Genomic DNA, 12,886 nt, shown 5'->3' on the forward strand with positions numbered 1-12,886 from the left:
TTGGATCAATAAGTTGTCAGTTACGGTCATTGAGTGACAGCAGTGCGACTCTTAGTCTGTCGAACATGACTGACGGGGGCCGAAGAGCTCCTGCACTTTTTCCGTGATCGCTCGTTGTGGAGTTACCGATGGCCGCCGCTCATTACCCGCACCTGTTGGCCCCGCTGGACCTGGGTTTTACCACGTTGCGCAACCGCACCCTGATGGGCTCGATGCACACGGGCCTCGAGGAAAAGCCTGGCGGTTTCGAGCGCATGGCTGCGTATTTCGCCGAGCGTGCCCGTGGCGGTGTAGGCCTGATGGTTACCGGCGGTATCGGCCCGAACGATGAGGGCGGGGTTTACTCCGGCGCGGCCAAGCTGACCACCGAGGAAGAGGCGCTCAAGCACCTGATCGTCACCCGAGCGGTGCATGAGGCGGGTGGCAAGATCTGTATGCAGATTCTTCATGCCGGGCGTTATGCCTACAGCCCGAAACAGGTGGCACCGAGCGCTATCCAGGCGCCGATCAACCCGTTCAAGCCTAAAGAGCTGGACGAGGAAGGCATCGAGAAACAAATCAGCGATTTCGTCACTTGCTCGACCCTGGCGCAAAAAGCCGAGTACGACGGCGTCGAGATCATGGGCTCCGAAGGTTATTTCATTAACCAGTTCCTTGCGGCCCACACCAACCATCGCACTGACCGCTGGGGCGGCGCCTACGAAAACCGCATGCGCCTGCCGGTAGAGATCGTCCGCCGGGTGCGCGAAGCGGTCGGCCCGAACTTCATCATTATCTTCCGCCTGTCGATGCTCGATCTGGTGGAAGGCGGCAGCAGCTGGGAAGAGATCGTGCAATTGGCCAAGGCCATCGAGCAGGCCGGTGCGACGATCATCAACACCGGCATCGGCTGGCACGAAGCGCGGATTCCGACCATCGCCACCAAGGTGCCGCGTGCGGCGTTCAGCAAGGTCACGGCCAAGCTGCGTGGGGAGGTAGGAATTCCGCTGATCACCACTAACCGCATCAATACCCCGGAAGTCGCCGAGCAGATTCTGGCCGAAGGCGATGCCGACATGGTGTCCATGGCGCGCCCGTTCCTCGCCGACCCGGATTTCGTCAATAAAGCTGCTGCTGGTCGTGGCGATGAAATCAACACCTGCATCGGCTGCAACCAGGCATGCCTGGATCACACCTTTGGCGGCAAGTTGACCAGTTGCCTGGTGAACCCACGGGCCTGCCATGAAACCGAACTCAACTACCTGCCGGTGCAGCAGATCAAGAAAATCGCTGTGGTCGGTGCCGGTCCTGCGGGCTTGTCCGCTGCAACCGTGGCCGCCGAACGTGGTCATCAGGTGACCTTGTTCGATTCGGCCAGCGAAATCGGCGGCCAGTTCAACATCGCCAAGCGTGTGCCGGGCAAGGAGGAGTTCTTCGAAACCCTGCGCTACTTCAACCGCAAATTGCAGACCACCAACGTCGAGCTGTGCCTGAACACCCGTGTGGATGTGGTGAAGCTGGTCGAGGGCGGTTACGACGAAATCATTCTCGCCACTGGCATCGCCCCAAGAACCCCGGCGATTCCGGGCGTCGAGCACGCCAAGGTGCTGAGCTACCTGGACGTGATCCTCGAACGCAAACCGGTGGGCAAGCGCGTCGCGGTGATCGGTGCCGGTGGTATCGGTTTCGACGTGTCGGAATTCCTCGTCCATCAGGGCGTGGCCACCAGTCAGGACCGCGAAGCATTCTGGAAGGAGTGGGGCATCGATACACACCTCGAAGCGCGCGGCGGTGTTGCGGGGATCAAGGCTGAACCGCATGCGCCGGCCCGTGAAGTGTTCCTGCTGCAGCGCAAGAAATCCAAGGTCGGCGACGGTCTGGGCAAGACCACCGGCTGGATTCACCGCACGGGACTTAAGAACAAGCAGGTGCAGATGCTCAGCAGCGTCGAGTACCTGAAAATCGACGACGAAGGCCTGCACATCCGCATCGGCGAAAGCGGCGAACCGCAGGTGCTGCCGGTGGACAACATCGTGATCTGCGCCGGGCAGGATCCGTTGCGTGAGTTGCAGGACGGTCTGATCGCGGCGGGGCAGAACGTGCATTTGATCGGTGGCGCGGACGTGGCGGCGGAGCTGGATGCCAAACGCGCGATCAACCAGGGTTCGCGGTTGGCGGCTGAGTTGTAGTGGCGTAAGCAGGCTTATCTTGGCAATGGCCTTCGCGGGCAAGCCTCGCTCCTACAGGTTTCAGGTTGTTCACCCAATGGTGCTTTAACTCGAAACCCTGTAGGAGCGAGGCTTGCCCGCGAAGGCGTCCTGTCTGCTGCTAAGATACCGGCTCTTTACCCCGAGCCGGCATCAATGCTTTCCCCATCAACAGACTGGCTACCCCAAGCCCCCCTCGACCCCCTTCACCTCGACTGGCTCACCACCGCCGGAATCGAAGTAGCAATCCTGCGTCTGGACCAGATTGACCCGCTGATCAGTGGCAACAAGTGGTTCAAACTCATCGAACACCTGAAAGCCGCCGACCAGAGCGGCGCCCAAGGCATCATCAGCCTGGGTGGTGCTCATTCCAACCATCTCCATGCATTGGCCGCAGCGGGCAAACGCTTCGGTTTCACCACGGTCGGCCTGCTGCGCGGGCATCCGCAAGAAACGCCGACGGTGAAGGACTTGCAGGCGTTCGGCATGCACTTGCATTGGTTGGGTTATGGTGGTTATCGAGCGCGGCACGAACCAGGCTTCTGGGCACCATGGCGGGAGCAATATCCCGAGCTACATCCAGTACCGGAAGGTGGTGGCGGCTTGCTTGGGGCGAAGGGTTGCGGGCAATTGGTGACTCTGGCCCGCGAGCAATTGAGCGGTCTGGGCTGGAGCAATTACGACGGCTGGTGGCTGGCCTGCGGAACGGGTACGACCCTGGCCGGTCTGGTTCTGGCCGAGGCGGGTGAGCATCCGGTGTATGGCGCGTTGGCGGTGCCTGACGACCATGGCGTGGCGCAACAGGTCGAGATGATTGTGCAGGAAGCCGGCCTGATCGATCCCGGCTATGAACTGCTGGCCGCCAGCCGTGGCGGTTTTGCCAAAGTCGACCCGCCGTTGCTGGCGTTCATCGAGCAGACCGAACAGGCCAGTGGCATTCCCCTCGAACCGCTGTACACCGGCAAAGCGTTGCTGGCGCTCAAGCAGCAAGTCGAGGCGGGTAAATTTGCCCGGGGAACGCGGCTGGTCTTCATCCACACCGGCGGCTTGCAGGGCCGCCGGGGGTTCAGTTCACGGTGAGGGGACTAAGAAATTCGAGCGACGAATATCCTGTAGGAGCGAGGCTTGCCCGCGAAGAATGCACCGCGGTTTTTCAGGTATTACGCGTCATCGTTCTTCGCGGGCAAGTCGGATCGCCGCACCGCTCGCTCCTACAGGTTTTGTGTCTTGATTGAGTAGCCGCTCAACCACGCTTGGGCATCATCCGCAGCAAGGTGTTATCGCGCACCACATAGTGGTGATAAAGCCCGGCCACGGCGTGCAGTCCGATCAGCCAATAGCCGATCGTCCCGCCAAGCACATGCCAGCCCTCAAGCTGCTTGGCCAGCGGTTTGTTTTCTTCGATCAGCAACGGCAGATCGATGCCATAGAACATCACCTGATGCCCCTCGGCGCTGGTAATCAGCCAGCCCAGAATCGGCATGGTGATCATGAAAATATACAACGCCCAATGCATCAGTTTGGCGAGCAGGGTTTGCCAGCGTGGCGAGGCGGGGAAGATCTGCGGTGCCGGCCCCAGGCTGCGGGCGAACAGCCGCAGCCAGACCAGCACGAACACCGTCAAGCCGAGCATGAAGTGGGCTTCCTTGATCAGCGTCCGGCCGCCACTGCCTTTGGGGAATATCCCGCGCAATTCGATGCAGGCGTAAACCACTATTAGCAGAACCAGCATCAACCAGTGCAGCGCGATCGATACGGTGCTGTAGCGTGATTCGGAATTCTTCCAGGGCATACAGTGTTTCCTCACAGGTCTGGTCTGAAGTCACCGTTCTTGTTCGACGGCGTGGGTTAACTGTAATCCTGTTTGGGGGATTTGCCTGAGACCAATCGGCTGTTCAATGCTCTGAATCAAGTAATCGGCCACAAAAAAGCGCCAGTTCCGTTAAAGGAACTGGCGCTTTTTTGTGAGGCGAGGGATGCAATCAGTTGGTTTGAGGCATCTCGCCCTTGGCCAAGCGCTTGTTGATGTCGGCAATCACCTCGGGCAGGTCGGTGATGGTGTCGATCATGTAGTGCGGCCGCGAGCCTTCGAACATCGCGTGAATGCGCTTGCGTTCGCTGGCCAGTTTATCGCTGCTCAGGGCGCGATAGCCTTCGTAGTCCAGACCCAGCGCGTTGCCGGAACAGATCAACGCCACGGTCCACATGCCAGCGCGGCGACCTTCGAGAATGCCCGGCACCGTGTCGTCGATCTTCACGCAGGCCGCGACGTCGTCGATGCCCAGGGCAATCACGTTGGCCAGTGCCTGAGCCGGCCATGGGCGGCCGTTGGGCACTTCGTCGGTGGCGACCACGTGATCGGCGATGTAGCCATTGGTGGCGGCCAGTTCGACGACTTTGTCCATGACCTGTTTCGGGTAGCCGGAGCACGAGCCGATCTTGATCCCTTGCTGGCGCAGGTTGGCGATGGTGTCCAGGGCGCCCGGAATCAGTGCCGAGTGTTCGGCGATTTTTTCGATTTGCAGTGGCATGAAGCGCTTGTAAATGGCGGTGACGTCATCGTCGGTCGGGGTGCGACCGAACACGTTGCGGTAACGCTCGGCGACTTGCGGCTGATCGCACAGGGTACGAATGTGGTCCCACTTGCCCATGCCCATCGGTCCGCGGGCTTCTTCGATGGAAACCTGGACGTCGAACTCGGCGAAGGCTTCGACGAAAATCTGCGTCGGGGCGAAGGAGCCGAAGTCGACCACGGTGCCTGCCCAGTCGAGGATGGCGGCTTGGAGTTTGGTTGGGTTGCTGTAGTTCATGGTGATTAAATCCTGTGGCAACTGGCTAATAGGGAGTTGCTTTTGGTGGGAGCGGGCTTGCTCGCGAAGGCGGTGTGTCAGTCGACATCAATGTTGAATGTCAGTCCGCTTTCGCGAGCAAGCCCGCTCCCACAGGGATTGGGGGTGAATCAGATTTCGAGGACTTCCATCTCGCGCAGCACATCGGCGACTGCCGCCACCGCCGCGTGCATTTCGCCCTGGTTGACGTGGCCGATGCAGCCGACGCGGAAGGTTTCGACCTGGGTCAGTTTGCCGGGGTAGAGGATGAAACCCTTGGCCTTGACCCGCTCGTAGAATTCCTTGAACTGATAGCGCGGGTCTTTCGGCGCGTGGAAGGTGACGATGATCGGCGCCTGGATCGCGGCGGGCAGGAAGCTGCGCAGCCCCAGTTTGGCCATGTCATCGAGCAGCACCTGGCAGTTATTGGCGTAGCGCTGATACCGTGCGGGCAAGCCGCCTTCTTCGTTGTATTGCAGCAGCGCTTCGTGCAGCGCCGCGACCACGTGGGTCGGCGGGGTGAAGCGCCATTGGCCGGTCTTGGCCATGTAGGTGTGCTGATCGAACAAGTCCATCGCCAGTGAGTGCGAGTTACCGGCGGCATTGGCCAGCGCTTCTTTGCGTGCAAAGACGAAACCCATTCCCGGCACACCTTCCAGGCATTTGCCCGAGGCGGCGATCAGTGCGTCGAATGGCACGTCTTGGGCGTCGATCGGCAAGGCGCCAAACGAACTCATGGCGTCGATGATCAGGCGTTTGCCGTGTTGCTCGATGACATGAGCGATTTCCGCCAGCGGGTTGAGGATGCCGGTGCTGGTTTCGCAATGAATCAACGCGACGTGGGTGATGCTGGCATCAGCCCGCAGCAGGCGGTCGACGTCGGCGGCGGTGGTTGGTTCGTCTTCGGCGGTTTCGAAGGTGCTGAACGAGCGACCGAGCACTTCGCAGATTTTCGCCAGGCGTTTGCCGTAGGCGCCGTTGATCAGTACCAGCACTTTACCGTCGCGAGGCACCAGCGTGCCGATGGCCGCTTCGACCGCGAACGTGCCGCTGCCTTGCAACGGCACGCAGTGATGGCTGTCGCCGCCGTTGATGATCGTCAGCAGTTGTTCGCAGAGGCTGGCGGTCAGTTGGTTGAAGCGGTCATCCCATGAGCCCCAGTCGACCATCATTGCCTGACGGGTGCGGCTCGATGTGGTCAATGGGCCGGGGGTGAGCAGGATGGGCTCGGCAGTACTCATTCTTGTGTCCTCGCAAAAGCTCAGTGGGATGAAGCTACGGGACATAAATTGCAATTCGGTGAGCTATCAATCAAATTGTTTGTTGTTATGCCAGCCATCAGTGAGGGTTATTCATGAATCTGTTTCAGCTGCGCGCCTTCGACGCTGTGGCTCGGGAAGGCAGCTTCACCCGCGCCGCCGAGCGCCTGTTTATCAGTCAACCGGCGGTCACCGGGCACATCAAGGCGTTGGAGGAGCACTACCAGATCACCTTGTTGCGACGCACCGCGCGGCGCGTCGAGCTGACGGAAGAGGGCACCAAACTGGCAGCGATCACTCGGGCGATGTTTGGCCTGGCCGAAGAGGCGCAGGTGATGTTGGAGGCCAACCGGCAGTTGCTGACCGGGCGCCTGGAAGTCGCGGCGGACGGGCCGCACATGGTCATGCCGATGCTCGCCAGTTTGCGTGCGCGTTATCCGGGGATCACCGTGAACCTGCGGTTGGGCAATGCTCAGGAAACGTTGGCGGCGTTGTTGTCGGAGCATGCCGACGTGGCGGTGCTGACCGAGGTCGAGCCGCGCAAGGGGCTGCACCTGCAAGCGTTGAGCGAGTCGAGGATTTGCGCGTTGGTGCCTGCTGGACATCCGTGGGCGCAGAAGTCGAAAGGGGTACAACTCAAGGAGCTGGACCAGGTGATCATGGTCTTGCGCGAGCCGAGTTCGATTACCCGACGCACCTTCGACGAAGCGTGCGCTCAGGCCAAGGTCAATCCACGGGTGTTGCTGGAGCTGGACAGTCGCGAGGCAGTGACCGAGGCCGTGGCCGCAGAATTGGGCGTGGGCGTGGTGTCGTCGGTGGAAGTCAGCCACGACCCGCGAGTGGCTGCGGTGCCGATTATTGGCGAGGGGTTGGTCAATCGGCACATGATCGGGTGCATGGAACGGCGGCGGGATTTGCGCTTGATACAGGCGTTTTTTGGGTTGGCGCCCGCCGGATAGACCGAGGCGCGGCTATCGCGGGCAAGCCACGCTCCCACAGGTTTTGTGTCGTACACAAGATTTGCAGCCAGCATAAATCCTGTGGGAGCGTGGCTTGCCCGCGATGGGGCCGGACCTGCCTACACCAGACTCTCGCGAACCATCTCCAGAAACGTCGCCACCACTCGCCGCGAACTCTGTTCGCGCAAGCACACCAGCGTCTCCGTCAGCCGCCGTGTGCAATCGGTAATCGGCAACGCGCACACCCGCGAATCCGCGCCAAATTCAGCGGCCGACACCACTCCCACGCCAATCCCGACCACCACTGCCTCGCGCGCCGCTTCCCGGCCTTCGACTTCAATCGCCGGGCGGATGCGAAATCCGGCCCGGGCCATTTCTTCTTCCAGGGTTTGCCGCGTCACCGAGCCGATTTCCCGCAGCACCAACGGCGTGTCGTCCAGATCCGCCAGGCAGATGGACTCGCGATCGGCCCATGGATGATGGCGTGAAACGAAGGCCACCATCGGGTCATTGCGCAGCGGCAACGAGAGCAAACGATCGTCGCTGACATCGCGCCCCAACAGGGCCAGATCGGCCTGGTAGTTGAACAGCCGAAACAGCGATTCGTCAGTGTTGCCGGTTTCTATCTTCACGCTGATGCCGGGGTAGCGCTCGCAGAATCGAGCAATCTGCGGCAGCACATGCACCGGCGCATCCACCGCCAGAATCAGGCTGCCGGTTTGCAACGCTTGAGACGCGTGAAGCAACTCCTGCGCCTCGGCTTCGATGACGAACAGTCGCTGGGTGATGCTCAACAGGCGTTCACCCAGATCGGTCAGGCGCACGGAGCGTTTGTTGCGGTGGAACAGCAACACACCGAAACGCTCTTCGAGCTTGCGCACTTGGTCGGAAATCGCCGGTTGCGTCAGAAACAGCCGCTCGGCGGCCCTGGTAAAGCTTCCATGGACCGCGACGGCGTGGAAGGCTTTGAGCTGGGCGTGGGATACCGACATCGAACTCTCCAGTGACGAGCTTAGCCAGTAACAAGCTGAGCTTATATTGGAAATACGATAAATCGATTTCACTTATTAATCAGTAATTGTTTTTATCCGCTTCAGCCCCGGTGACTGTTCAGTCGAACAGCACGGTGGCCATGAGCCCATGCGTGCAATCAGCAGGACTCATCTGACCGGTATCGCCTCAGGGAACAGGCGATACCGCAGTGCTCAACAATAAAAACACAGGCGTTTTCTTCCAATTCTGCCGGCACACTCACACCCTGAGGTCAGAACCACAATGAACAGTCCCATCGGTACCATCAAGCGTTGGCGTGTGCAGATCTTCGCCATCACCTGGCTCGCCTATGCCGCGTTCTACTTCACCCGCAAAGCCTTTTCCGTAGCCAAACTGGGGATCGCCGAAGACCCCGACTTCACCCTCGACAAAATGGCCATGGCCAACCTCGACGCCATCTACCTGACGGCTTACGCCATCGGGCAATTCACCTGGGGCATCCTGGCCGATCGCTTCGGGCCACGGGTCGTGGTGCTCGGCGGATTGCTGATTTCCGCGGTGGCCGCGCTGGTGATGGGCAGCTTTGCCACGTTGCCGATTTTCGCCACTTGCATGCTGATTCAAGGTTTGGCGCAGTCCACCGGATGGTCGGGGCTGTGCAAGAACATAGGCAGTTTCTTTCCTGCTGAGCAGCGTGGGCGGGTGTTGGGTTTATGGAGCTCCTGCTACGCCTTTGGCGGGTTGGTAGCCTCGCCATTTGCAGGTTGGTGGGCGTATACGCTGATCGGCACTTGGCACGCAGCGTTCATTTCCAGTGCAGCGGTGGTTGGGCTGGTCGCCGTGCTGTTTTTTATTTTCCAACGTAACAAACCCGAAGACGTTGGCTTGCCGGCGGTGGAGCCGGAACCTGCGTTAACCGCCGAAGAGGCGCACGCTCAAAGCAAGATCAGCATCCTGGAGCCGCTGCGGGAAATCCTGCGCAACCGTACGGTGTTGGTGCTGGGGCTGGCGTACTTTCTGTTGAAACCGGCGCGCTACGCGATTCTGCTGTGGGGGCCGGTGATCGTCTTCGAGCAAATGCCCACGGTGGGCAAGGTTGGCGCGGCGATCATTCCCACCGCGTTCGAACTGGCCGGGTTGCTCGGGCCGATCCTGCTGGGGCTGGCCTCGGACAAATTGTTCGGCGCCCGACGCATGCCGGCCTGTGTGCTGAGCTTGTTGGCACTCACCGTTTCCCTGGCGCTGTTCATGGGCGCCCTGCATACCGGCAGCGTCTTGCTGGTGGTGGCGCTGCTGTTCGTCATGGGCCTGACCCTATACGGGCCGGACTCGATGATCAGCGGCGCGGCGGCGATCGATTTCGGCACCGCCAAGGCCGGTGCCACGGCGGCGGGCTTCGTCAACGGTTGCGGCTCGATCGGGGCGATTCTCGGCGGGCTGCTGCCGGGTTACTTCGACTCGGTCACGGTGTTCATTGTCTTTGCCGGCTGCGCATTGTTCTCCGCTCTGGTGTTGATTCCTTACTGGAACAGCCGCCCGGCTGGCCTGCGTCCCGAAAGTGCATTTGTGCCTAACCAATCGATGACCGTAAAACCCCTGCGTACATAAGGATTACCCCATGAGACCTTACTGGCTGGAACAGGCGCTGGCGGCCGAGTCCTGCGCGCCGTGCGAACCTTTATCCGGGGATACCCGCGCCGACGTCTGCATTGTCGGTGGCGGCTACACCGGGTTGTGGACCGCAATCATGCTCAAGCAGCAGAACCCCGAACTGGACGTGCTGCTGATCGAAGCGGACATCTGCGGTGCCGGTGCCAGTGGGCGCAACGGTGGTTGTGCGCTGTCGTGGTCGGCCAAGTATTTCACCCTGGAACGGTTGTTCGGCATCGAAGAAGCCGTGCGCTTGGTCAAGGAGTCCGAGCGCAGCATCCACGCCATCGGCGCCTTTTGCGAACAGTACGCGGTGGACGCCGATTACCGCCTCGATGGCACGCTCTACACCGCTACCAATCGCGCCCAATGCGGCTCGACCGACGCGGTGATTGCGGCGCTGGAGCGCAACGGCATCAATTCTTTCACCCAGCGGCCACTGGCGGATGTACAGCGCATGGCCGGTTCCAGCAAACACCTGGAGGGCTGGTTTTCCCCGGCTGCTGCGAGTGTTCAGCCGGGCAAACTGGTGCGCGGCCTGCGTCGGGTGGCCTTGCAGCTGGGGGTGAAGATTCATGAAAACACCGCGATGACCGGCCTGGTAGAGGGCAAGCCTGCGGGGATTAAAACCCCCAATGGCACGGTCCGCGCCGACCGGGTGGTGCTGGCGATGAATGCCTGGATGGCCCGGGCGTTTCCACAGTTCGAACGCAGTGTGGCGATTGTTTCCAGCGACATGCTGATCACCGAACCGCGGCCGGATTTGCTCAACGAGATCGGTTTGACCAGCGGCGTGACGGTGCTCGATTCGCGGATTTTCGTGCACTACTACCACAACACCCCGGACGGTCGAATCATGCTCGGCAAGGGCGGCAATACCTTCACCTACGGTGGGCGAATGTTGCCGGTGTTCGATCAGCCATCGCCCTATGCCGGCTTGTTGCAGCACAGCCTGAGCGAGTTCTTCCCGGCGTTCGCCAAGGTCAAGGTCGAGGCCACCTGGAACGGGCCTTCGGATCGCTCCGTCACCGGTTTACCGTTCTTCGGCCAGATGAGCGCCAGCGACAATGTGTTTTACGGTTTCGGTTACTCCGGCAGCGGTGTCGGGCCTTGCCATATGGGCGGGCAGATTCTCGCCTCGATGGTGCTGGGATTGGACAACGCCTGGACCCGCTCGCCCTTGGTGAACGGCCCGTTGGGTTTTTTTCCGCCGGAGCCGATCCGCTACCTCGGCTCATTGATGGTGCGCAATGCCATTCGCCGCAAGGAGCGCGCCGAGGATTATGGGCATCGGCCACGGCACCTCGACGTGCGCCTGGCCAAGTTTGCCGCAGCGGCGGGCAAGGCCGACAAAGGATGAAACTCAAGGTGCGAGATCCGAGCGGTTGACCAGCCAATCGAGCAACAGACGGCCATCGCGACGTGGCTCGGGAGCGGGGCGGGAAGGCTGGGGATGGCCCATGCCAGCACACAAAACCGGCCGATCCGGGTCGCTGTCGAGGAAGCTGACCAACACCTCAATGCCGACCATGGGCAGCCTGGCCGGATCGATCCGACCGTCCGGCGTTGCGAGGGCGACCGGTAGCCAGAGACCGTCGGATTCATCCGCGTCGAACGCTGGCGTCGGCCATAGTTTGACCTGTATCCGGCCCTGGTCATCGAGCACCGCCGGTTGCCCGTCGGAGCCCAGTACCCGGGCGGTCTGATAGCCCGGGATGCTCGGCCTGGCCTGTTTGAGCGCCGGCCTGAACACCGTTGACCAGGGAATGGCAGTGAACTGATTGCTGTAGCGCCGGGCACTGCCGGGCTTGTCTTCAGTGAGAATTGACGACTGCTGTCCGTGGTGCCGGATATCGGTGAGCAGCCACTGATCGTTGAAACTCGAGAGCGGATGCTGCGCCACTTGCAGGATCCGTCCACTGCGCAGTTCGTTGTAGTTGCTTTGGCCGTGGATCTGCCGTTGCTGGCAGCGCAGGCGTTCCAGTCGTCGGCGGCTGAGCTGATCGTGATGAAGCTGTTCGGGCGCGGGGCGTGCCGTCATCGGGCCGGTTCTGGCGAGCGGGTGGTTGGCCGCTCCATCGCCGACCACCTGCGCACCGCGGTTTTTGGCCTCCCATCGTGCCGGGGCGAGGTCCGGGTCATGGCGCTGGAACAGTTCGCTGATCACCGGCAAGCCGGAGTCGTTGAATGTGTCGTCATGGAACGGCATCAGCAGCGGCTCCTGAGGGAAACTCAGGCTGTCATCGGCCAGCACCAGCACGTGCCCGTCGTGCTGATGTTCGAAGTGATAGTGGATGCCTTCTTCCTCACACAGCCGCTGCAGGAAGGCCAGATCGCTCTCATCGTACTGAATGCAAAAAGGCCGGGGCGGGTAGCAGCCGTTTGCCAGTTCGAAGCGGTAGCTGTGCTCGGGTAATTGATGCTCTTCCAGCAACTGGCGCACGATCGCGGGCACGCTGAGACGATGAAACACCCGACGCGAACTGTGTATGTGAAGTTGTTGAAGATGGGGCGCCAACACCAGGGAGTAGCCGACCCGGTGCGGGCCGCGATGTTCGCGACTGACGCTGTGGATCACGCCGTGAATGCCTTGGTCACCCGCCAACCGCAAAAACGCCGGTTGTTGCAGCCATTGGTCGGGATGCATCGCCGGTGCGAGGCCAATCACGTCGATGTCGAATCGATAGGGCTGGTTGAGACCTTCACGGCCACTGAACTGCAACACCTGCAGACTCAAACCGCCGTCGAAGAGTGTCAGGGTGAAGGGGCTTTCCTTGTCGTTGTGCATCGAGCGCGCTTCTGCCAGGGAGGATGGGCGCAGAGGGTACGAAACCACAGCCCTGAAGCGTCACCGCAAATCGACTTTTCAGAATCGCCCTACAAACATTGGTGAAGATGTCGATTCAACACAGGGTGAAGATCTTGGAGTTTTTGGTCGATTGGCATCTTTAGGCCGTATAAACTTGCGCAACGCGTCGGCCAATAGATGTCTCGGCGCCACAGATCAAGAG

10 protein-coding genes are annotated in these 12,886 nt (G+C 60.9%); 5 read left to right on the forward strand and 5 right to left on the reverse strand.

Features of this window, described 5'->3' with window-relative positions; all coding sequences use genetic code 11:
- Positions 1–128 precede the first annotated feature (128 nt).
- Positions 129–2,168: an oxidoreductase gene (locus TU81_RS24045; protein ID WP_048396834.1), complete on the forward strand. Its 2,040-nt coding sequence runs from the start codon at positions 129–131 to the stop codon at positions 2,166–2,168.
- A 174-nt stretch (positions 2,169–2,342) separates the two neighbouring features.
- Positions 2,343–3,266, forward strand: coding sequence for a 1-aminocyclopropane-1-carboxylate deaminase/D-cysteine desulfhydrase (locus TU81_RS24050; RefSeq protein WP_048396836.1), 924 nt, complete (start codon positions 2,343–2,345; stop codon positions 3,264–3,266).
- A 163-nt stretch (positions 3,267–3,429) separates the two neighbouring features.
- Here the strand turns inward: TU81_RS24050 and TU81_RS24055 are convergent, their stop codons facing one another.
- The 3 genes from TU81_RS24055 to TU81_RS24065 all read right to left on the reverse strand — a co-directional run bounded on the left by TU81_RS24055 (position 3,430) and on the right by TU81_RS24065 (position 6,255).
- Positions 3,430–3,978, reverse strand: coding sequence for a cytochrome b (locus tag TU81_RS24055; RefSeq protein WP_038982411.1), 549 nt, complete (start codon positions 3,976–3,978; stop codon positions 3,430–3,432).
- Positions 3,979–4,168: 190 nt separating this feature from the next.
- Positions 4,169–4,996, reverse strand: a complete 828-nt coding sequence (gene phnX / locus TU81_RS24060; protein ID WP_038982412.1) for a phosphonoacetaldehyde hydrolase — start codon at positions 4,994–4,996, stop codon at positions 4,169–4,171.
- 149 nt (positions 4,997–5,145) lie between these two features.
- Positions 5,146–6,255, reverse strand: a complete 1,110-nt coding sequence (locus TU81_RS24065) for a 2-aminoethylphosphonate--pyruvate transaminase (protein WP_048396837.1) — start codon at positions 6,253–6,255, stop codon at positions 5,146–5,148.
- 113 nt (positions 6,256–6,368) lie between these two features.
- On the opposite strand from TU81_RS24065, the gene TU81_RS24070 reads away from it, so the two are divergent.
- Positions 6,369–7,232, forward strand: coding sequence for a LysR substrate-binding domain-containing protein (locus tag TU81_RS24070; RefSeq protein WP_038982414.1), 864 nt, complete (start codon positions 6,369–6,371; stop codon positions 7,230–7,232).
- 119 nt (positions 7,233–7,351) lie between these two features.
- On the opposite strand, the gene TU81_RS24075 is transcribed toward TU81_RS24070, so the two are convergent.
- Positions 7,352–8,224: a LysR family transcriptional regulator gene (locus TU81_RS24075; RefSeq protein ID WP_048396838.1), complete on the reverse strand. Its 873-nt coding sequence runs from the start codon at positions 8,222–8,224 to the stop codon at positions 7,352–7,354.
- A gap of 283 nt (positions 8,225–8,507) precedes the next feature.
- On the opposite strand from TU81_RS24075, the gene TU81_RS24080 reads away from it, so the two are divergent.
- Both TU81_RS24080 and TU81_RS24085 read left to right on the forward strand, forming a co-directional pair.
- Complete coding sequence (locus tag TU81_RS24080) at positions 8,508–9,833, forward strand: MFS transporter (protein WP_038982417.1); 1,326 nt, start codon at positions 8,508–8,510, stop codon at positions 9,831–9,833.
- A gap of 10 nt (positions 9,834–9,843) precedes the next feature.
- Entirely contained in the window at positions 9,844–11,235 is a 1,392-nt protein-coding gene (locus tag TU81_RS24085) for an FAD-dependent oxidoreductase (protein WP_048396840.1), read from the forward strand.
- Between the two features lie 3 nt (positions 11,236–11,238).
- Here the strand turns inward: TU81_RS24085 and TU81_RS24090 are convergent, their stop codons facing one another.
- On the reverse strand, positions 11,239–12,663 hold the full coding sequence (locus TU81_RS24090) for a type VI secretion system Vgr family protein (RefSeq protein WP_048396842.1): 1,425 nt from the start codon (positions 12,661–12,663) through the stop codon (positions 11,239–11,241).
- Between the last annotated feature and the right edge of the window lie 223 nt (positions 12,664–12,886).

It is taken from the genome of Pseudomonas lini (assembly GCF_001042905.1).
Lineage (GTDB): Bacteria > Pseudomonadota > Gammaproteobacteria > Pseudomonadales > Pseudomonadaceae > Aquipseudomonas > Aquipseudomonas lini.

Bases quoted from the DNA above. Each gene is read 5' to 3' on its own strand.
- TU81_RS24045 (WP_048396834.1), top strand. From the start codon at position 129: ATGGCCGCCGCTCATTACCCGCACCTGTTGGCCCCGCTGGACCTGGGT.
- TU81_RS24050 (WP_048396836.1), top strand. From the start codon at position 2,343: ATGCTTTCCCCATCAACAGACTGGCTACCCCAAGCCCCCCTCGACCCC.
- TU81_RS24055 (WP_038982411.1), bottom strand. From the start codon at position 3,978: ATGCCCTGGAAGAATTCCGAATCACGCTACAGCACCGTATCGATCGCG.
- phnX (WP_038982412.1), bottom strand. From the start codon at position 4,996: ATGAACTACAGCAACCCAACCAAACTCCAAGCCGCCATCCTCGACTGG.
- TU81_RS24065 (WP_048396837.1), bottom strand. From the start codon at position 6,255: ATGAGTACTGCCGAGCCCATCCTGCTCACCCCCGGCCCATTGACCACA.
- TU81_RS24070 (WP_038982414.1), top strand. From the start codon at position 6,369: ATGAATCTGTTTCAGCTGCGCGCCTTCGACGCTGTGGCTCGGGAAGGC.
- TU81_RS24075 (WP_048396838.1), bottom strand. From the start codon at position 8,224: ATGTCGGTATCCCACGCCCAGCTCAAAGCCTTCCACGCCGTCGCGGTC.
- TU81_RS24080 (WP_038982417.1), top strand. From the start codon at position 8,508: ATGAACAGTCCCATCGGTACCATCAAGCGTTGGCGTGTGCAGATCTTC.
- TU81_RS24085 (WP_048396840.1), top strand. From the start codon at position 9,844: ATGAGACCTTACTGGCTGGAACAGGCGCTGGCGGCCGAGTCCTGCGCG.
- TU81_RS24090 (WP_048396842.1), bottom strand. From the start codon at position 12,663: ATGCACAACGACAAGGAAAGCCCCTTCACCCTGACACTCTTCGACGGC.